Source organism: Gulbenkiania mobilis, from assembly GCA_004346645.1.
Classification (GTDB): domain Bacteria; phylum Pseudomonadota; class Gammaproteobacteria; order Burkholderiales; family Chromobacteriaceae; genus Gulbenkiania; species Gulbenkiania mobilis.
The window spans coordinates 193,453-213,207 of sequence record SMDA01000004.1; the positions used below are offsets into that span (position 1 = coordinate 193,453).

Here is a 19,755-nt window from a genome sequence, read left to right on the forward strand (position 1 = left end):
TTGCGTTGTCGGCTCAGGCGGAACCCTTGGACATGTTTATCGGAACGCTAGAGAAGCGGGCCGAGGGATGGACGATGATGCGTTGCGACCTTGCCAAGGAGCGCTACCTGCTGCTGGATGGGACAGGAGAGGCTGAGGGCTTTACCGCGATGCTGCCGGCGCAAGCCAAGCGTGAAGGAAAGTCTTTCACAGTGTGGGTGATAGCAAGGCTATCAGGCCCGGGGTGCGCGACACACCTTGCGGGTGTCGCGCATTCATCAACTGGAGCCAGACAGCTGTCACCTTGATGAGCTGCTGTAAGGCAGAGCCCGAGCACGAAGAAGACCCGCCTAACTTTTCTTGACCGGGCGCTTCCAGCCCACGATGGACGTCTGGCGCGCACGCGCCACGGTCAAGGCGTCGGCAGGCGCGGTCTTGGTAATCACCGACCCCGCAGCAATGGTGGCCCCGGCCTCGAGTGTGACCGGCGCCACGAGCATGCTGCCCGAACCGACAAACACGCCATCGCCGATAAGGGTGCGGAACTTATTCACGCCGTCATAGTTGCAGGTGACGGTGCCAGCACCGACGTTCACATGGCTCCCGATGCTGGCGTCGCCGATGTAGGTCAGATGATTCACCTTGCTGCCGGCCCCGATCTCGCTCTTCTTGATCTCGACGAAGTTACCCACGTGCACGCCTTCGGCCAACTGTGCCCCGGGTCGCAGCCGGGCATACGGGCCGATGCGACAGGCCGGGCCGACTTTTGCACCTTCCAGGTGGGAGAAAGGGGCGATGCGCGCATGGGCGGCCACGTGCACGTTCTTCAGCACGCAGTTGGCGCCGATGCTGACGCCCTCCTCCAGTACGACGTCTCCTTCGAACACGCAGTTGATATCGATGCTCACGTCCCGGCCATGCTCAAGGCGCCCACGGATGTCGATCCGGGCAGGGTCGGCCAGGGTGACACCAGCCTCCAGCAACGCATGCGCCTGGTTCTGCTGCAGGATGCGCTCCAGCTCAGCCAGCTGTACCTTGTTGTTAACGCCGGCTGCCTGCCAAGAGGCGGGCACCTGTACGCCATGCACCGTCAGACCGTCGCGTACGGCCAGTGCCACCACATCGGTCAGATAGTATTCGCCCTGGGCGTTGCCGTTGCGCAGTTCGGCCAACCAGCCCGCCAGACGCGCACTGGGCAGCACCAGCATGCCGGTGTTGATCTCGCGAATGGCACGCTCGTCCGGTGTACAGTCCTTGTCCTCGACGATCGCCGAAATGGCCCCGTCAGCTGACCGGACAATGCGGCCATACCCGGTCGGGTTGTCCAGCACGTCGGTCAGCAGCGCCACCTCATCGCCGGCTGCAGCCACCAGCGCTTCCAGCGTGCTCGCCTCGATCAGCGGCACATCCCCATACAGCACCAGGGTGCGCCCAGTCTCCGGCAAGGCCGGTAATGCCATCTTTAAGGCATGCCCGGTGCCAAGCTGTTCGGCCTGTTCTGCCCATACGATGTCCGCATCAGGTAGAGCGGCACGCACCGCCTCGCCACCATGGCCATACACCACCACCAGGCGGGAGGGGGACAGTGTGCGGGCAGTATCGAGTACCCGGGCCAGCATGGGGCGGCCGCCAATGGGATGCAGCACCTTGGGCAAGGAGGAGTACATGCGCTTGCCTTTACCGGCAGCGAGAACAACGATGGAAAGGTCGGTCATGAGGGCTTAACACCATAGAAAAAGGCTGCCCGATCGGGCAGCCTCGAATAGTACACGAACCGGAGTCCGTTTTCAGTCCACACGCTTGCGGAGGTAATCCAGCGCCTTCAGTTCGGCAATCGCCACCGCCAAGGCGGCGTGGGCTTTTGCCGTGGAAAGGTCGTCGGAAGCATGCTTCAGTGCGTTTTCTGCAGCACGCTTGGCCTCGTTGGCGCGGGCTTCGTCAAGATCTTCGCCGCGGATAGCCGTATCGGCGAGTACGGTGATGTGCGTTGGCTGCACTTCCATCATGCCGCCAGACACGGCCACCAGTACTTCACCCTGCTGTCCCGGTACCTGCAGCCGCAGGACACCGGGCTTGATACGGGTCAGGAGCGGCACGTGACGCGGGTAAACGCCGATTTCGCCCTCTTCCGCAGGCGCCACCAGGAACGACGCCTCACCGGAATAGATCTGCTGCTCGGTGCTCACCACTTCCACATGCATCAGGGCCATGAGACCTCTCCTTAGCTGATGGTCTTAGCCTTCTCGACGGCTTCTTCGATACCGCCCACCATGTAGAACGCCTGTTCCGGCAGGTGGTCGTATTCGCCGCTGATGATGGCCTTGAAGCCCTTGATCGTATCCTTGAGCGATACGTACTTGCCGGGCGAACCGGTGAACACTTCAGCCACATGGAACGGCTGGGACAGGAAGCGCTGGATCTTACGTGCACGGTAAACGACCAGCTTGTCTTCCTCGGACAGTTCGTCCATACCCAGAATCGCGATAATGTCGCGCAGTTCCTTGTAACGCTGCAGGGTCGACTGAACGCCACGGGCCACGGAGTAGTGCTCGTCGCCTACCACCAGCGGATCGAGCTGGCGGGAAGTGGAATCGAGCGGATCCACGGCCGGGTAGATACCCAGCGAAGCGATGTCACGGCTCAGTACCACGGTTGCATCCAGGTGAGCAAAGGTGGTGGCCGGGGACGGGTCGGTCAGGTCATCCGCGGGGACGTATACGGCCTGGATCGAGGTGATCGAACCATCCTTGGTCGAGGTGATGCGTTCCTGCAGACGGCCCATCTCTTCGGCCAACGTCGGCTGGTAGCCCACTGCAGAAGGCATACGACCCAGCAGGGCGGACACTTCGGTACCGGCCAGGGTGTAACGGTAGATGTTGTCTACGAAGAACAGCACGTCACGGCCCCTGCCGCTGGCGTCTTTTTCGTCACGGAACGACTCGGCCATGGTCAGGCCGGTCAGTGCCACGCGCAGACGGTTGCCCGGCGGTTCGTTCATCTGGCCGTATACCATTGCCACCTTGTCCAGAACGTTCGACTCTTTCATCTCGTGATAGAAGTCGTTCCCTTCACGGGTACGTTCACCGACACCGGCAAACACGGACAGACCCGAGTGCGCCTTGGCGATGTTGTTGATGAGTTCCATCATGTTCACGGTCTTGCCCACGCCGGCACCGCCGAACAGGCCGACCTTACCGCCCTTGGCAAACGGGCACAGCAGGTCGATCACCTTGATCCCGGTTTCCAGGATCTCGGTGGACGAGGACAGCTCGTCGAACTTCGGAGCGGGCTGGTGGATGGAGCGGCGCGCGTCGGTTGCGACCGGACCAGCTTCGTCCACCGGGTTGCCCAGTACGTCCATGATGCGGCCGAGGGTGGCAGCACCGACCGGGACCGAGATCGGTGCGCCGGTATTGCTGACATCCATGCCACGCTTCAGGCCGTCCGAGCTGCCCATTGCAATGGTACGGACCACGCCGTCGCCCAGCAGTTGCTGAACTTCGAGCGTCAGGTCTGCATCGACCAGCTTGAGGGCATCATAAACCTTTGGCATGGCATCGCGCGGAAACTCCACGTCGATAACCGGGCCAATGATTTGTACGATTTTGCCTTGGCTCATTATCGGTTCCTAAACTCAATAAACTTTTACAGTCCGTCTCGGCTTACACCGCTGCGGCACCGGCCACGATTTCGGACAGCTCCGTGGTAATCGCCGCCTGACGCGACTTGTTGTACACAAGACGCAGGCGTTTGATCGCGTTACCGGCGTTGTCGGTAGCGGCCTTCATGGCCACCATCCGCGCTGCCTGCTCCGAGGCCATGTTCTCGGCCAGAGCCTGGTATACGACCGATTCCACATAACGCTTGACCAAGAACTCCATGACGGAGAGCGGACCGGGCTCGTAGACGTAATCCCACGAGTGGCTGTGCTCTACCACCATGTGCTCCGGAGTCAGCGGCAGCAGCTGTTCCAGGACCGGCTCCTGCTTCATGGTGTTCACGAAGGAGGAGTAAACGATGTAGACCGCGTCCAGTTCGCCATCGGCGTACTGCTTCATCAGCACTGTAAGCGGGCCAATCAGGGCTTCCATCCGGGGGGTGTCCCCCAGGTGCACCGCGCTGGCTACGACGTTCAGGCGTGCGCGCTGGCAAGCGGCCAGACCTTTCTGCCCCAGGCAGCACACGTCGACTTCGACGTTGGCGTCCTGCAGTTCCTTGACCTTGGCAAAGAAGCGCTTGAGCGTGTTCACGTTCAAGCCACCACAAAGACCCTTGTCGGAGGTGAGCAGGATGATGCCGGCACGCTTGATGACGTCGCGGCGTGCGAGAAGGGGATGCTCCAAGTCCGCATTAGCCTGAGCGAGGTGCGCCATTACGGTACGCATCTTCTCGGCATAAGGACGGGCAGCGCGCATACGCTCTTGCGTTTTGCGCATCTTGGAGGTCGCCACCATCTGCATTGCGCGGGTGATCTTCTGCGTGTTCTGCACGCTTCGGATCTTGGTGAGAATCTCTTTGCCGACTGCCATATCCTGAACCTTTCTTTAACTTGACGTTGGCCGAAAGACTCAGTTGAAGCTGTAGCCGGCTTTGAACGATTCGATCGCCTGCACCAGAACCTTCTCGTGATCGCCAGAAAGGTCGCCGGACGCATCGATGGCCTGCAGGACATCAGCGTGGTTGGCACGCATGAACGCCATGAAGGCGGCTTCGAAAGCCAGGGCCTTCTTCACCGGTACGTCTTCGTAGTAACCCTTGTTGACGGCCCAGAGGGTCAGCGTCATCTCGGAGGTCGACAGCGTGGCAAACTGCTTCTGCTTCATCAGTTCGGTCACAATCTCGCCGTGGGCCAGCTGCTTGCGGGTGGCTTCGTCGAGGTCGGAGGCAAACTGCGAGAACGCAGCCAGTTCACGGTACTGGGCCAGTGCAAGACGAATACCGCCGCCGAGCTTCTTGATCACCTTGGTCTGAGCCGCACCGCCCACACGGGATACCGAAATACCGGCATTGATGGCCGGACGGATACCCGAGTTGAACAGGTCGGTTTCCAGGAAGATCTGGCCGTCGGTGATCGAGATCACGTTGGTCGGCACGAAGGCGGACACGTCACCAGCCTGGGTCTCGATGATCGGCAGCGCGGTCAGCGAACCGGTTTTGCCCTTCACTTCGCCAGAGGTCAGCTTCTCGACTTCTTCCTCGTTGATGCGCGCGGCACGCTCAAGCAGGCGGGAGTGCAGGTAGAACACGTCGCCAGGGTAGGCTTCACGGCCCGGCGGACGACGCAGCAGCAGCGAGATCTGACGGTAGGCAACAGCCTGCTTGGACAGATCATCGTAAACGATCAGCGCATCTTCGCCGCGGTCGCGGAAGTATTCGCCCATCGCGCACCCGGAGTACGGGGCGATGAACTGCAGGGCAGCGGCTTCGGAAGCGGAAGCGGCGACGACGATGGTATGGCCCATCGCACCGTGCTCTTCCAGCTTGCGCACCACGTTGGCGATCGACGATGCTTTCTGGCCGATAGCGACGTAGATACAAATAACGCCGGTGCCCTTCTGGTTGATGATTGCATCCAGCGCGACGGCGGTCTTACCGGTCTGACGGTCGCCAATGATCAGCTCACGCTGACCACGGCCGATCGGCACCATCGAGTCGATGGACTTCAGGCCGGTCTGAAGCGGCTGCGACACCGATTTCCGGGCAATCACGCCCGGGGCGATCTTTTCGATCGGGGAGGAAGCACTGGCGCTGATCGGGCCTTTGCCATCAATCGGCTGACCGAGGGCATCGACCACGCGGCCGACCAGTTCCGGACCAACCGGGACTTCCAGAATGCGCCCGGTGCAGGTCACCTCGTCGCCTTCGGAAATGTGCTCGTATTCGCCCAGTACAACGGCGCCCACGGAGTCACGCTCCAGGTTCATCGCCAGACCGAAGGTGTTGCCCGGGAATTCGAGCATCTCGCCCTGCATCACGTCTGCGAGGCCATGGATACGAACGATACCGTCGGTCACGGAAATCACCGTACCTTTGGTACGGGTTTCAGCGCCTTCAGCCAGGTTCTGGATCTTGGCCTTGATCAGATCGCTGATTTCAGAGGGGTTCAACTGCATGATCTCTCCTAATTCTTGAGGCTTGCCGCCATTGCGTGCAGTTTGCCGCGAACAGAAGCGTCGATGACTTCGTCACCAAGCAGAACCCGCACCCCGCCCAGAAGGTCGGGGTCGTCACGCACATCAAGATGTACCTGCTTGCCATACTTCTTGGAAAGCGTGGCGGCGAGTTCGGTTTTCTGTTCTTCGGTCAGGGGGAAGGCGGTTTCAACCACGGCTTCGAGTGCGCCTTCCGCTTCCGACTTCAGGATTTCAAACTGGCTGGCAATTTCCGGCAGCAAGAGCAGGCGGCCGTTTTCGATGAGGGTTGCGATCAGGCGACGGGCGCCCTCGCTGGCACGCTCACCAAGCAGGTCCAGCATCAGCGCCTCAACCTCTTGTGCGGTATGTTTCGGATGGGTAACGATTTGGGCCACATCCGGGTTGTTCACCATGGCAGCCAGCCAGGACAGCGTTTCCGACCACTGGCCGAGAGCCTGCTGTTCCTTGGCGAGGCTGTATACCGCTTCGGCGTAGGGCCTTGCTACGGTAATGAGTTCTGCCATGAGTTAATTACAACTCCGCTTTGATGGAGGCTAACAGATCAGCGTGTTTAGCAGCGTCGATCTCACGGCGCAGGATCTTCTCGGCGCCCACCACGGCCAGTTCGGCAACCTGCTCGCGCAGGGCTTCCTTGGCCCGGAGGACTTCCTGATCGATCTGCCCCTTGGCATCGGCCAGAAGCTTGGCACCTTCGGTGCGGGCGGCTTCCTTGGCTTCTTCCACGATCTGACTGGCACGCTTTTCGGCAGCGAGCATGATCTCGGTAGCCTGCTGCTTGGCGGTGCGAAGTTCATCCGCAACGCGTTTTTCAGCAGCCTCGAGGTCCTGTTTGCCGCGTTCTGCAGCGGCCAAGCCATCAGCGATACGCTTGGCACGCTCGTCCATCATGTTGGTAAGCGGAGGCCAAACAAACTTCATGGTGAACCATACCAGGATGGCGAAAGTGATCGCCTGGCCCAGTAGTGTCGCGTTGAATTCCACGCTTGTTTTCCTCCAGTTTGGTGACTACAACAACCGTCCGGTCGTACGGATTAGGCAGCAGCTTTCAGAGCAGCAACGGCAGCCGACAGGAACGGGTTGTTGAAGGTGTAGAGCATGGCTACACCGACACCGATCATGGAGATGGCGTCCAGCAGACCTGCGATGATGAACAGCTTGGTTTGCAGCACCGGGATCATTTCGGGCTGGCGAGCGGAGGACTCGAGGAACTTGCCACCCAGGATGGCGAAGCCCAGAGCGGTACCGATAGCGCCGAGGCCGATGATGATAGCGGCTGCCAGCACGGTCATCGACTGGATCTGAGAAACGAGTGCTTCCATTGAGGTATCTCCTAAGACTTAATGCAAGGATGGTTGGTAAAAGGGTTTGGTTGAAATCGGTTTAGTGGCTTTCCACCGCCAGGCTCAGGTACACGATGGTCAGCATCATGAATACGAAGGCCTGCAGGGTGATGACCAGGATGTGGAAGATGGCCCACGGGGCACCAAGAATCCACTGGAAGCCCCAGGGCAGCAGCGCGATCAGGATGAAGATCAGCTCACCCGAATACATGTTGCCGAACAGACGAAGCGAGAGCGAAATCGGCTTGGCCAGCAGTTCGATCATCTGAAAGGCGAAGTTGATGGGTGCGAGGATGACCTTCATCACCGTGCCATGTGCGTGGAAGGGCGTGGTGAGGAGTTCCTTGCCCCAGCCGCCGAGGCCCTTGGCGCTGATCGAAAAGCCGATAATGCAGATCATCACCGACAGCGACATGGCGAAGGTGGCGTTCACGTCGGCCGAAGGCACCACACGCAGGTAGACGTGATGCGGGTCGTGGCCAAGTGCAGCACCTACGTTCTGGGCAATCCACGGCAGCAGATCCACCGGCAGCAGGTCCATCGCATTCATCAGGAAAATCCAGCAGAAGATCGTCAGCGCCAGCGGGGCGATGACCTTGCTCTTGCCGTGGAAGATCTCCTTGACCTGGGTATCCACCATATCGACGACCATTTCCACGAACAGCTGCAGGCGGCCCGGGTTTTCCAGTCGTGCACGGCGGGCCACGAGGGCAAAGATGCCGGCAAAGACGAAGCCCAGAAGCAGCGAGACAGAGAAAGTATCAACGTGGAACGACCAGAACCCGGCAGATGGATCGGAGTTCCAGAAGGTCAGGTGGTGCTTGATGTACTCGGTTGCGTTGCTAGCCATTGGTCTTTCTCAATTTCTGATTAGAAGCCCGAACCAGTACCCGGACACGGCGGCAAGGAATCCACCGATCAGCCCGGCTACGGACAAATCCTTGAAAAACAGCAGCGCTGCACTAAACATGATCAATGTCAGGCAGAACTTCACCGCCTCTGCGGTAAAGTGCGCTTTCATCAGCACCGCGGGCGGGACATGACGTTTGCGGTAGGCGATGCGGGCATAGACCCAAGCCGGCACCAGCGCCGCGAGGCCGCCGATCAGCGCGGACACGGGGTGGCGCAGCTCGCCCTGCCCGATCACGAGCGCCGCAAGCACGGCAACTGCGGTCAGCGTCCACTGCAACCGCAGGACAGCCCTAACTTCCGGATTAATCATGTCCAGCAGAGTGAAAAAATCGCACGATTATAGGCTGGCGCCGATGCGAGCGTCAACCTGAAAACCCCTCTTCCGCAGGGTGGAACGCCCTTGTCAGCGCATTGATTTTTCAAGCAGTTTTTCCAGAAGACCGTCAAGCTCCTCGAGAGAGGAATAATCGATTGTCAAGCGCCCTCGCCCGGTCTTGCCGGCACGGATGGCGACCCGGGCCCCCAGGGCTTCGGAAAGGGTCTCCGCCAGGCGTGCGACATCGGGATCGGCGGTATGCACAGGCGCCGGACGCACAACCGTCGGGGCAGCCCCCTCGGACACGCCCTTGATGCGGCGCTCCACTTCCCGAACCGACCAGCCTTCTTCGACGATCCGCCGGGCAAACGCCAGCTGGTCGATGACAGGCAGGGACAGCAGCGCTCGCGCGTGCCCCATCTCCAACTGCCCGTCGTGCAACAAATCCTGCACTGGCTCCGGCAGGGACAGCAGACGCAGCATGTTACTCACCGCGCTGCGCGAACGCCCGACCGCTGCAGCCACCGCTTCGTGCGTGAGACCGAACTCCTCGATCAACCGGCGAAACCCTCGTGCCTCCTCGATGGGGTTGAGGGCCTGACGCTGGATATTCTCGATCAGCCCCATCGCCAGCACGGCCTCGTCCGGCACGGCCTTCACCACTGCCGGAATATCGGCAAGCCCGGCACGCTGACTGGCACGCCAGCGGCGCTCGCCGGCGATCAGTTCGTATTCGCTGACACCGACCTCGCGCACCACGACCGGCTGGATGACCCCTTGAGCACGAATGGATGCGGCCAGATCTTCAAGGGCGGCCTCGTCGATTTCCTGCCGGGGTTGGTAACGCCCGGGGCGGATGCTGGCTACCGGCAGGGTCTGCAGGCGGTCTTCGGCAGAGGGAACGTCGGAAAACAGGGCGTCGAGTCCGCGCCCAAGGCCTTTGCGTTTGCTCATGGTCGGTCTTGGCTAGAAGAAGGGGCAGGCTCCAGGCGCTGCAGGAGTTCCGTGGCCAGGGCCTGATAGGCCTGGGCACCGCGCGAGGCCGGATCGTACACCACGCCCGGCAATCCGTGGCTGGGCGCTTCGGCCAACCTTACATTGCGGGGCACCACCGTCTCGAACACCTTGTCACCGAAGTGCCGCGCCAGTTGTTCGGCCACCTGCTGCGAGAGGTTGCTGCGCGCGTCAAACATGGTGCGCACAAGGCCGATGATCTCGATTCTGGGGTTGACGGCGACACGCACCTTGCGCAGCGTGTTGACGAGATCGGACAACCCTTCCAAGGCGTAGTACTCGCACACCATGGGGATCAGTACACCTTGGGCGGCCACCAGGCCATTCAAGGTCAGCAGCGTCAGCGATGGGGGACAGTCGATCAGCACGTAATCGTACTCTGCCTCCACTTCGGCCAAGGCATTCTTCAGGCGCGCCTCGCGCGCCAGTTCGTGCACCAGCTCCACCTCCGCCCCGGCCAAGTTGCGGTTGGCAGGCAGGACGTCGAAGCCCCCTTCTTCCGAGCGCTGGCGCGCCTCGGGGATACCCGCATCCCCCAGCAGCACTTGATACACCGATGCGGGCAAGTCTCCTTTGCGCACGCCGGACCCCATGGTGGAGTTAGCCTGCGGGTCCAGATCCACCAGCAGCACGCGGCGACCCTGCTGGGCAAGCGCAGCCGCCAGGTTGACGGCGGTGGTGGTTTTGCCCACTCCGCCCTTCTGGTTGGCCACGGCAAGGATGCGTGCGGTCATTGGGCCACCATGCGCACCAGATGGCGCTCGGCGTCCAGGCCGGGCACCTTCAGGGGCAGGACTTCCTCTGCACGGAAATCACTGGGCAGCAGCGCGATCTCCTCATAGGGGTAGACGCCCTTCATGGCTAGATAAGCCCCGCCCGGCGCCAACAGATGCCGTGTGAGACGCACGAACTCGGCCAGCTCGGAGAAGGCGCGGCTGGTAATGCAGTCGAAGCGCTCGGCTGGCTGGTATGCCTCCACACGGTCGGTGACGACCTCGACATTGGCCAGGCCCAGTTCGATCACGGCCTGCCGCAGGAAGGTGGTCTTCTTGTGGTTGGCGTCCAGCAGCACCACCTGCAGGTCGGGACGGGCAATGGCCGCCGGAATGCCGGGCATGCCACCACCGGACCCGACATCCAGCAGGCGGTGGATGCCGGCCAGGTGCGGCACCAGCGTCAGGCTGTCGAGCAGGTGATAACTGACCATGCGGCTTTCCTCACGCACTGCGGTCAGGTTGTAGGTCTGGTTCCACTTTGCAAGCAGGGCAAGGTAGGCTTCCAGCCGCGCAAGCTGGTCGGCCGAAAGTGGCAGGCCCAGTTGCACCAGGCCCTGCGTCAGTTCTTCATGATGGTTCATGCGGTCTTCTTGGCACCGGCAAAGCCGCGCTTGAGATGGACGGTCAGGAGGGCCACCGCAGCCGGCGTGATGCCCTGGATGCGGGAGGCCTGACCGAGCGTTTCCGGTCGCTGGCTGTTGAGTTTCTGCTGGACTTCCTTCGACAGGCCCTTGACGAGGCTGTAATCGATGTCGTCGGGCAGTCGGACGTCTTCCAGATGGTCGCGGCGTGCCACTTCCTCATTCTGGCGGTCGATATACCCTTGGTATTTGACCTGAATTTCCACCTGCTCCGCAACTTCGGGTGCGAGCGTTTCGCCTGCTGCACCAGGCAGCGTCATCAACAGCGCATACGACACGCCCGGCCGCTTGAGCAGGTCGGCCAAGGGGTATTCCCGGGCCAGTGGCTGGCCCAGTACACGCTCGGCCTCGCCGTCCGGCAACCGCGCCGGGTGCAGGATGGTGGCGGCCAGACGGGCCTTCTCGCGCTCCACCGCGTCCCGCTTGCGGCAGAAGGCGTCCCATTGTGTATCGCCCACCAGGCCGAAGCGACGGCCGGCTTCCGTCAGGCGCAGGTCGGCGTTGTCCTCGCGCAGCTGCAGCCGGAACTCGGCGCGGCTGGTGAACATGCGATAAGGCTCGGTGACCCCCTTGGTGATCAGGTCGTCCACCAGCACCCCCAGGTAAGCCTCATCCCGCGCCGGGCACCAGCCCGGTTCGTCACGGGTGTAGAGACCAGCGTTCAGGCCGGCCAGCAGACCCTGCGCGGCGGCCTCCTCGTAGCCTGTAGTGCCGTTGATCTGCCCGGCAAAGAAGAGTCCGGCGATGGCCTTGGTCTCGAGCGTGGACTTCAGCGCACGCGGATCGAAGTAATCGTATTCGATCGCGTAGCCTGGCCGCAGGATGTGGGCGTTTTCAAGGCCGCGCATGCTGCGCACCAGCTCGAGCTGGATGTCGAAGGGTAGGCTGGTAGAAATGCCGTTAGGGTAATACTCGTGCGTATCCAGCCCCTCCGGCTCGAGGAAGATCTGGTGGCTTTCCTTGTCGGCAAAGCGGTTGATCTTGTCCTCGATGCTGGGGCAGTAGCGCGGCCCCACGCCCTCGATCACACCGGTGAACATCGGGCTGCGGTCGAAGCCGCTGCGGATGATCTCGTGCGTGCGGGCATTGGTGTGGGTGATCCAGCACGGCAGCTGCTGCGGATGCATGGTGCGCGATCCGCGGAAGGAAAATACGGGCTCGGGCGTGTCCCCCGGCTGCATCTCCATCACCGAGAAGTCGATGGTACGGCCATCGATGCGCGGAGGCGTGCCGGTCTTCAGGCGCCCTACTGGCAGGGCCAGTTCGCGCAACCGGGCGCCGAGCGTGGCCGCCGCCGGGTCGCCGGCGCGACCGCCGGTGTAGTTCTCCAGGCCGACGTGGATCTTACCCGAGAGGAAGGTGCCGGCGGTCAGCACCACGGCGCGCGCGCGGAAGGTGATGCCAATAGTGGTGACGGCACCGGCCACGCGATCGCCTTCGATCAGTAGGTCGTCCACCTGTTGCTGGAACAGCATGAGGTTGGGCTGGTTTTCCAGCATGTGGCGGATGGCCGCCTTGTAGCGCACGCGGTCGGCCTGCGCACGCGTGGCCCGCACGGCTGGGCCCTTGCTGGCATTGAGGGTACGGAACTGGATGCCGCCCAGGTCGGTGGCCAGTGCCATGGCGCCGCCCAGGGCATCGACCTCCTTCACCAGATGACCCTTGCCGATGCCGCCGATCGACGGATTGCACGACATCTGGCCCAAGGTCTCGATGTTGTGGGTCAGCAGCAGTGTGGCGCAGCCCATGCGTGCGGCGGCAAGGGCCGCCTCGGTGCCGGCGTGGCCGCCACCCACTACGATCACGTCGAACGTCGTCGGATAAATCATGGCCGTAAAGATCGGATTCAACAAAACCGGCTATTGTACGGCAAACCGTCGTCGCTGTGTAAGTGACTGATTTTTCTCGTGGGCTTGCCGAATGCGCACCTTGGCCACCCTTGTCATGGCAGCGTCATCGACCCGACACGCGCCCGTCAACAACCGGGCTTAGCATGGCGCCAGCTTCCACGGGAGGATGACCATGCAAGAGCTACTGCAACCGCGTGTCGCGCCCGCACGGCGCGAGCGTCTGACGGTACGGCTGGCCGAGGGCCGCCACGATGTCGAGCGCGCGCTGAGGCTGCGCTTTCAGGTGTTTGGCGAGGAGATGGGCGCCCAGCTCGCTTCGGCCAACCTCGGCATCGACACCGACGACTACGACGATGTGTGCGACCACTTGGTGGTGGAGAACCCTGCCGGCGAGATCGTGGGCACCTATCGCATGCTGCCGCCGGAGGCCGCATGCCTGATGCCCAGCCTGTACTCCGAGCACGAGTTCGACCTCTCGCGGCTGGCGCCGCTACGCGACAGGCTGATCGAGGTGGGTCGTTCGTGCGTCCATCGCGACTACCGCTCAGGCGCGGTGATTGCGCTGCTCTGGTCGGGCCTGGCCGCCTATGTGCGCGACAAGGGAGGTGATTACCTGGCTGGCTGCGCCAGCGTCAGCCTGGGCGACGGCGGACGGCAGGCCGCGAGCCTGTACCGCCAGCTGGCCCGCGAACACCTCGCGCCTCCTGAGTGGCACGTGACACCGCATTTGCCGCTTCCTCTGGCAGGCGTGCTCGACGACGAAGCCCCCGTGGCGCCGCCCCCCCTCATCAAGGGCTATCTGCGTGCCGGCGCCTACATCTGCGGCCAACCTGCCTGGGACCCCGACTTCAACTGCGCCGACTTCTTCATGTTGCTGCCGATGGCCCGCCTCACCGACCGCTACAATCGCCACTTCTCCGGCTGACCTGGACAAGGTTGGCCGAAGGCCGGTTCCGACCGGGCGCCGCAGGCCGCTACAATGCGGCCATGACCTTTACTTTCGAAAGCGTGGGGGTGATCGAATCGCCCTATCGGGAGAAATTCGGCATCCCGCGTCAACCCTCGCTGGCACCATCCGCGCCAGTGTCCCTGCGGCTGCTGCCGCCCTACGACTTACCCGAGGCGGTACGAGGGCTGGAAACGTTCTCGCACCTGTGGCTGACCTTCGTCTTCCATGCTACCGCCGCACGCGGCTGGCAGCCTTTGGTACGCCCCCCCCGGCTGGGCGGCAATACTCGCATGGGGGTGTTCGCCACCCGGTCCCCCCACCGGCCCAACCCGATCGGCCTGTCGCTGGTGGAGCTCGCAGGCATCGACTGCAACCAAGGCGTGGTGCTGCACCTGAAGGGGGCCGACCTGCTACACGGCACGCCCATTCTCGACATCAAGCCCTACATTCCGTTCGTGGAATCCCAGCCGGAAGCCCGCAGTGGTTTTGTAGACGGCCCGCCGCCCACCCTGGCGGTACGCTGGCATCCTGCCGCGCGTGCGCAGGCCGCCTGCCTGCCGCCCTGGTTTGTGCCCTTGGTGGAAGAAGTGCTCGCACAGGACCCACGCCCGGCGTATCAGGACGAACCCGAGCGGGTGTACGGCATGCTGCTGCACGATCGCAATGTCCGCTTCCGCATCGCAGGGGGCGAGGCCGAAGTGCTTGAAATCGGCCTGGCCGGACAGAACTAAGACAGACGCAGGCTGTCGTATCGACACTGCAAACCCTTTTTGCCACAGAGAGAGAAGACCATGATGCAACGCGCCCGTGCGGCCCTACTGACCCTGAGCCTGGCAGCCCTGCTGGCTGCCCCGTTGGCCGAAGCGGCCCGGATGGGCAAAGGACGCAGTGCAGGCATGCAACGCTCTGCGCCCACCCAGCCGATGACCATCCCTGCCCGCCCGGCCGCCCCGGCACCGCAGCCGGCCCAGCCTTCGCGCGGGCCCGGTGTGGGCACCGCCATCGCAGCCGGTGCCGCCGGTGCGGCGGCTGGCTATATGTTGGGCAATGCCATGAACGACAACCATGCGTCTGCCCCGTCCGGCCAGCCGGCCGGGTCCGGATTTCCGTGGGGGACGATCGCCCTGATGGCCTTGCTGGTCGGCGGCGCGCTGATGTTCTTCCGCCGCTCGCAGCGCCAGGCCACCGCGGCGATGGCAGGCGGGGCTGCGCGCATGGCGGCACCCACCCAGTTCCCGCCGATTCCGAAGGTGGGTGGCAGCGGAGCCCCCTACGGCGGAGGCATGGCGGCCCAACCGGCCGTGCAGCAAGGCCGCCTGACCGACGGTACCGAAGTGCCGCATTTCCTGCGCCAGGCCAAGGCAACCTTCCTGCACCTGCAGAGCCTGAACACGCCCGAAAGCCTGGAAGAAGTGCGCCGCTACATGACGCCCGAACTGTTCGAGGACCTGCGCGCCGACATCGCCTCCAACTCGGCGGTGGCCGACTTTCCGCAACTGGACTGCCAACTGCTTGAAAGCGTGCAGGAAAATGGCCGTCACGTCGCCAGCGTGCGCTTCACCGGCATGGTGAGCGAGGAAGTGAACGCCCCCACGGTACCGTTCACCGAAACCTGGCACTATGTCAAGGACGCCAACGGTAGCAGCCGCTGGCTGCTGGCGGGTATCCAGCAAGCCTGACCCTTCTGTCCGCCCTCTTCCAAGCCACCGCCTGCGCGGTGGCTTTTTCTTTGCCAGACACGGCGGACTTGGCTGCGGTGGCCCGCATTGGACTAAACTGGAACAGGGCTTGCTTTGCCCCCGTCCGACCCCGGCGGCTTACGCCGCACCCAGGAGAACCCCATGTCGTCCCCGTCATCCCCTTCCGTTTCCGCCGGCTTGCAGCTGGACAGTCATTTCCAGCCGATCTACAGCCTGGCGCACCGGAGAACCGTCGGCCTCGAGGCATTATTGCGGGCACGGCTGGATGACACGCCGCTAGCCCCGCTTGAAGCCTATGCGCGCACCAGCGGCCTGGCCGAGCGCCACGCCTTCGACCTGTCGGTGTGTGCAGCCCATGCCGCCCGCTTCGCTGCCCGGCAGGCCGAGCAGTGCTGGCTGTTTCTCAACATCGATGCCAGCTCGCTGGCCACACCAGAAGCGGCCGAGGCACTGATTGCCACCCTGAAGCAGGCTGGGCTGGCACCGTCCAATGTGGTGCTGGAAGTGCTGGAGCATGTACTGGAAGTGGACGAGCGGCTGATCGAGGGGGTGCGCCGGGTCAAGGAGGCGGGCTTCCTGATTGCGATCGACGATTTCGGCGTCGGCCACTCCAACCTGGACCGTGTCTGCCAGCTGGAGCCCGATCTGGTGAAATTCGACCGTCACCTGCTTCGCAGCGCGGTGACGCAGCCGCGCACCCGCAACCTGCTGTCCAGACTGGTGCACCTGATGCACGAAATCGGTGCACTGGTAGTGGAAGAAGGCATCGAGACCGAAACCGACGTGCTGGTAGCGTTGGAGTCCGGCTGCGACCTGGTGCAGGGCTACTTCATCGGCCGGCCAGGTGCCGAGCCCGACAGCGATGTGCTGATCACTCCGCGGATCGATGCACGCTGGGACGAATTGATGGTCCGGGACCTGCTCAAGCGCAAGATCACCCGCCGGCAGGTGGAGATCGCCCGGCAGGCCTTCGTGCAGACGGCCATCTCGCTGATGCAGGGCACGCCCTTCGCCCAGGCCGCCACGCCGGTGCTGGCGCTGCCGGATGCGATCCGCTGCTTCTTGCTGGACGGCGAGGGGCGCCAGATCGGCCGCAACCTCGATACCTTCCATGCCCCCCCTACCAGCCATCCGAAATTCTCACCGCTGGCGGACACCACCGGGGCGGTGTGGTCGCGCCGGGCCTATTTCCAGCACGCTATCGACCAGCCTGGCGTGCTGTACATGAGCGAGCCCTACCTGTCCATGACCGACACCCGCAGCTGCGTCACCCTGTCGATGGCGATCGAGATCGACGAGGCGTTGCATGTGCTGTGTGCCGACGTGCTTGCCCCACGCACACACTGATCCCCTTCGGCCAACCCAGATAGCCATGGAAAAGCCCGCGCGGATCGCTCCTGCGCGGGCTTTTCACAGACTACACCGGCTCAGCTGGCTGGCTGCACTTCCGCGATGTATTCGAACAGCGTCACCACTTTCTGCACCCCTGCGGTGCGGCTGACCGCCGCGGCTGCCGCCTCGCCTTCCGCCTGCGTGACCAGGCCGAAGACATAGGTAACGCCCCGCTCGGTGACCACTTTCACGTGCGAGGGGTTGAAGCCCTGCGCGTTGAGCAGGTTGGTGCGGATCTTGGTGGTGATCCACGTGTCCTGGTTACGCTCGGTGATGCCCGAGGCAGGCGCCACCACGGTGTGGTTGTAGACCTTGCGCACGTTGGGCACGCCACGCACGATCAACTCTGCCTCGGCCCGGGCCGCCTCGCTGGGCACCTCGCCCGTCATCAGTACCGCACGGTTATAGCTGGTGATGTTGACATGGGCCGAAGGCAGGCGGCTTTCCACCTGATGGCGTGCCTTGATCTCGATGCCCTGATCGTCCACATAGGCACCGCTGGTACGGCGGTCGGTGGCCACCATCGTGGCGCCCACCGCCCCGGTCGCCAGAAGGGGGAAGCACGCACTCAGGGAGGAGGAGAGCGCAGCGGCCATCAGCACGACAGTGAGGGTGCGGCGGCGCATGGTCATTCCCCTCCCAGCAGCATGTAGTCCAGCGCATCGCACAGTGCGTGGATCAGCAGAATGTGCACTTCCTGGATGCGGGCGGTACGGCTGACCGGCACGTTGAGGTGAATGTCCTCCGGCGAGAGCAGGTCGGCGATCTTGCCGCCGTCCTTGCCGGTGAGGGCAATCACCTGCATGCCGCGTTCGTGCGCCGCATAGATGGCCTCGATCACGTTGGCCGAATTGCCCGAGGTGGACAGGGCCAGCAGCAGGTCACCCGCATGCCCCAAGGCACGCACCTGCTTGGAGAACACCATGTCGAAGTCGTAGTCGTTGCCGATGGCGGTGAGTGCGGAGGTGTCGGTAGCCAGCGAGATGGCGGCAAGGCCAGGACGCTCTTTCTCGAAGCGGCCCACCATCTCGGCGGCAAAGTGCTGGGCATCGGCAGCCGAGCCGCCGTTGCCGCAGGCGAGTACCTTGCCCTCGTTCATCAGGCACGCCACCATGCGTTCGGCGGCGGCGGCCACCAGCGGCGACAGCAGCTCCATGGCCTGCTCCTTGGCGGAGATGCTTTCGAGGAAGTGCCCTTGTACGCGCGCGATCAGATCCATGTTTGTCCTTTGCGTGTCCCGGGGTCAGCCCAGGATGTTCTTCAGCCAGACCGGCATTCCGTCCGGCCCCATCAGCACCGCATCGAAGCGGCACGGGGCATCGATGCCGTGTCTGGCCAGGTAGAGTTCGGCCGCCAGCATCAGCCGGCGGCATTTGGTCGGGGTGATGCTTTCTGCAGCACCACCGTACTGCGCATGGCTACGGTGGCGCACCTCAACGAAGACCCACACCGGGCCCTCCCGCAGGATCAGGTCCAGCTCCCCTCCGCGGCAGCGCCAGTTGCGTTCGACCAGCGTCAGCCCTCGCGATTCCAGAAACCTCAGCGCACGCTGCTCGGCGGCGTCGCCCAAGGCCTTCATCTCAGGGCGTCTCGCTGCCGATCACGACCAGCGGCTGGGTGCGTTCGAATTGGCGGTCGCGCGCCAGCCGCAGGTCACCGGTCACACCGTTCAGTCGCAGGTTGGCCGAAGCGCCCCGTGTCTGCCCCAGCTGTACTGCCAGCCGGTAGGCATCGATGCCCAGCGCGTACAGTCGTTCCGACGGCATGGTCAGTGCACTGGTCGGGCGCGGATAGCGTTTGACCGCCGGATGGTCCGCCATTACGAACCATGGCATGTCGATGATGCGCACGCCGTTGAGGGCGGGATCCGGGCGCAGCGTGTGCAATTGCGAGGTGCCGTAGGCCGCCAGTTCGGCCGGCAGCAGACGGCGCACACCCGGCGCCTTGTCGCTGTCGACGGCCAGCAGCACCGCGTCTGCCGTACCGGCCGCGGCCAAGACAGCCTCCTCGCCCTGCCGGGTGACATCCACCACCGTCACCGCACGCCCGGAGGCGCCACCCCACTCGGCGGAAAACGCCTGCTGGATGCGACGCGCCAGGCCGGTTTCGTCCACCACCACCAGCGGGCGAGCCCGACCATCGTCCCGCATCAGCCGTGCTAGTTGGCGGGCTTCGCCCTCCACATTGAGCGAAAGGCTGAAGAGTTTCGGATTGGGCACAATGGCGGGGTCCAGCGTGTTGAGCGCCAGCGTGGGCACCGTGGCATGGGGGGCCACGGCAGCGATGCCTTCACGGGTCAGCGGCCCGACCACCACATCCATGCGTCCTGTCACCGCTTCGCGGTAGCGCGCGGCCACGCTGTCCTCATCGGCGTCCAGGCGCACCACTTCGGCATTCTGTTCCACCGCGGCGGCGGCCTCGAATCCGCTGCGCACCACGGCGGCCGCCTCGCCCAGACGCTTGGAATCGGTAGGCAGCAGCAAACCGATACGCAGGGGACGCGCCCCAGGACGGGCCGTGGTTGCCGGCGCAGCGGGCATCGCCGGCAGCTGAGCGGCCGGCGCCGGGGTCGGAACGGGCGCGGATCGTGGAGCCGGAGCGGCACGCGTGCCAAGCGGCTGCAGCGGCGCGGCGTTCTGTTGAATGATATATTCGCTCTGCGCCTGTGCTGTCCCCAGCCAGGCCGTCAACACGACCATCACCAGCGGGGCCCATCTTTGCATACGTCGTT

The 19,755-nt window shown here is 63.5% G+C and carries 22 protein-coding genes; 4 read left to right on the forward strand and 18 right to left on the reverse strand.

The window, feature by feature from the left end; genetic code table 11:
- Positions 1-329: 329 nt before the first annotated feature.
- From glmU to mnmG, 14 genes are all read right to left on the reverse strand, one after another.
- Positions 330-1,694 (reverse strand): bifunctional UDP-N-acetylglucosamine diphosphorylase/glucosamine-1-phosphate N-acetyltransferase GlmU, encoded by a 1,365-nt coding sequence (glmU, locus tag EV669_RS07755; RefSeq protein WP_132098331.1) that lies wholly within the window; start codon positions 1,692-1,694, stop codon positions 330-332.
- Positions 1,695-1,766: 72 nt separating this feature from the next.
- A complete protein-coding gene (locus EV669_RS07760) occupies positions 1,767-2,189 on the reverse strand; it encodes a F0F1 ATP synthase subunit epsilon (RefSeq protein WP_132098332.1) in 423 nt (140 codons plus the stop codon).
- Positions 2,190-2,200: 11 nt separating this feature from the next.
- Complete coding sequence (gene atpD / locus EV669_RS07765) at positions 2,201-3,598, reverse strand: F0F1 ATP synthase subunit beta (protein WP_054287235.1); 1,398 nt, start codon at positions 3,596-3,598, stop codon at positions 2,201-2,203.
- A gap of 43 nt (positions 3,599-3,641) precedes the next feature.
- On the reverse strand, positions 3,642-4,508 hold the full coding sequence (gene atpG / locus EV669_RS07770; RefSeq protein ID WP_132098333.1) for a F0F1 ATP synthase subunit gamma: 867 nt from the start codon (positions 4,506-4,508) through the stop codon (positions 3,642-3,644).
- 39 nt (positions 4,509-4,547) lie between these two features.
- Positions 4,548-6,092, reverse strand: coding sequence for a F0F1 ATP synthase subunit alpha (gene atpA / locus EV669_RS07775; RefSeq protein ID WP_054287237.1), 1,545 nt, complete (start codon positions 6,090-6,092; stop codon positions 4,548-4,550).
- Positions 6,093-6,100: 8 nt separating this feature from the next.
- Positions 6,101-6,637: a F0F1 ATP synthase subunit delta gene (locus EV669_RS07780; protein WP_054287238.1), complete on the reverse strand. Its 537-nt coding sequence runs from the start codon at positions 6,635-6,637 to the stop codon at positions 6,101-6,103.
- Between the two features lie 7 nt (positions 6,638-6,644).
- A complete protein-coding gene (locus EV669_RS07785; RefSeq protein WP_054287239.1) occupies positions 6,645-7,115 on the reverse strand; it encodes a F0F1 ATP synthase subunit B in 471 nt (156 codons plus the stop codon).
- Between the two features lie 50 nt (positions 7,116-7,165).
- Positions 7,166-7,453 (reverse strand): F0F1 ATP synthase subunit C, encoded by a 288-nt coding sequence (gene atpE, locus EV669_RS07790; protein WP_054287240.1) that lies wholly within the window; start codon positions 7,451-7,453, stop codon positions 7,166-7,168.
- Between the two features lie 61 nt (positions 7,454-7,514).
- Entirely contained in the window at positions 7,515-8,324 is an 810-nt protein-coding gene (atpB, locus tag EV669_RS07795) for a F0F1 ATP synthase subunit A (RefSeq protein ID WP_132098334.1), read from the reverse strand.
- Positions 8,325-8,333: 9 nt separating this feature from the next.
- Positions 8,334-8,696, reverse strand: coding sequence for an ATP synthase subunit I (locus EV669_RS07800; protein WP_055433331.1), 363 nt, complete (start codon positions 8,694-8,696; stop codon positions 8,334-8,336).
- A 93-nt stretch (positions 8,697-8,789) separates the two neighbouring features.
- On the reverse strand, positions 8,790-9,656 hold the full coding sequence (locus tag EV669_RS07805) for a ParB/RepB/Spo0J family partition protein (RefSeq protein ID WP_054287243.1): 867 nt from the start codon (positions 9,654-9,656) through the stop codon (positions 8,790-8,792).
- On the reverse strand, positions 9,653-10,450 hold the full coding sequence (locus EV669_RS07810; protein ID WP_132098335.1) for a ParA family protein: 798 nt from the start codon (positions 10,448-10,450) through the stop codon (positions 9,653-9,655). The genes EV669_RS07805 and EV669_RS07810 overlap by 4 nt, the downstream gene beginning before the upstream one ends.
- The gene (gene rsmG, locus EV669_RS07815; RefSeq protein WP_132098336.1) at positions 10,447-11,073 is read right to left on the reverse strand and encodes a 16S rRNA (guanine(527)-N(7))-methyltransferase RsmG; all 627 of its coding nucleotides are present in this window, start codon (positions 11,071-11,073) and stop codon (positions 10,447-10,449) included. The genes EV669_RS07810 and rsmG overlap by 4 nt, the downstream gene beginning before the upstream one ends.
- Positions 11,070-12,962, reverse strand: a complete 1,893-nt coding sequence (gene mnmG, locus EV669_RS07820; protein WP_055433334.1) for a tRNA uridine-5-carboxymethylaminomethyl(34) synthesis enzyme MnmG — start codon at positions 12,960-12,962, stop codon at positions 11,070-11,072. Before mnmG ends, rsmG begins: the two co-directional genes overlap by 4 nt.
- Positions 12,963-13,155: 193 nt before the next feature.
- Here mnmG and EV669_RS07825 point away from each other — a divergent pair, with 193 nt between their 5' ends.
- From EV669_RS07825 to EV669_RS07840, 4 genes are all read left to right on the forward strand, one after another.
- On the forward strand, positions 13,156-13,908 hold the full coding sequence (locus EV669_RS07825; protein ID WP_054287247.1) for a GNAT family N-acetyltransferase: 753 nt from the start codon (positions 13,156-13,158) through the stop codon (positions 13,906-13,908).
- A gap of 62 nt (positions 13,909-13,970) precedes the next feature.
- On the forward strand, positions 13,971-14,663 hold the full coding sequence (gene tsaA / locus EV669_RS07830; RefSeq protein WP_132098337.1) for a tRNA (N6-threonylcarbamoyladenosine(37)-N6)-methyltransferase TrmO: 693 nt from the start codon (positions 13,971-13,973) through the stop codon (positions 14,661-14,663).
- A 60-nt stretch (positions 14,664-14,723) separates the two neighbouring features.
- Complete coding sequence (locus tag EV669_RS07835) at positions 14,724-15,611, forward strand: Tim44 domain-containing protein (protein WP_055433335.1); 888 nt, start codon at positions 14,724-14,726, stop codon at positions 15,609-15,611.
- Between the two features lie 162 nt (positions 15,612-15,773).
- Complete coding sequence (locus tag EV669_RS07840; RefSeq protein WP_132098338.1) at positions 15,774-16,979, forward strand: sensor domain-containing phosphodiesterase; 1,206 nt, start codon at positions 15,774-15,776, stop codon at positions 16,977-16,979.
- A gap of 80 nt (positions 16,980-17,059) precedes the next feature.
- On the opposite strand, the gene EV669_RS07845 is transcribed toward EV669_RS07840, so the two are convergent.
- Genes EV669_RS07845 through EV669_RS14225 form a run of 4 tightly spaced genes read right to left on the reverse strand, consistent with a single transcriptional unit; the run spans position 17,060 to position 19,747 of the window.
- Positions 17,060-17,650, reverse strand: a complete 591-nt coding sequence (locus tag EV669_RS07845; protein ID WP_200906473.1) for a BON domain-containing protein — start codon at positions 17,648-17,650, stop codon at positions 17,060-17,062.
- A gap of 2 nt (positions 17,651-17,652) precedes the next feature.
- A complete protein-coding gene (locus EV669_RS07850) occupies positions 17,653-18,243 on the reverse strand; it encodes a phosphoheptose isomerase (protein ID WP_054286238.1) in 591 nt (196 codons plus the stop codon).
- Positions 18,244-18,267: 24 nt separating this feature from the next.
- Positions 18,268-18,603: a YraN family protein gene (locus tag EV669_RS07855; RefSeq protein WP_132098339.1), complete on the reverse strand. Its 336-nt coding sequence runs from the start codon at positions 18,601-18,603 to the stop codon at positions 18,268-18,270.
- 1 nt (position 18,604) lies between these two features.
- Entirely contained in the window at positions 18,605-19,747 is a 1,143-nt protein-coding gene (locus tag EV669_RS14225; protein WP_165922728.1) for a penicillin-binding protein activator, read from the reverse strand.
- Positions 19,748-19,755 lie beyond the last annotated feature (8 nt).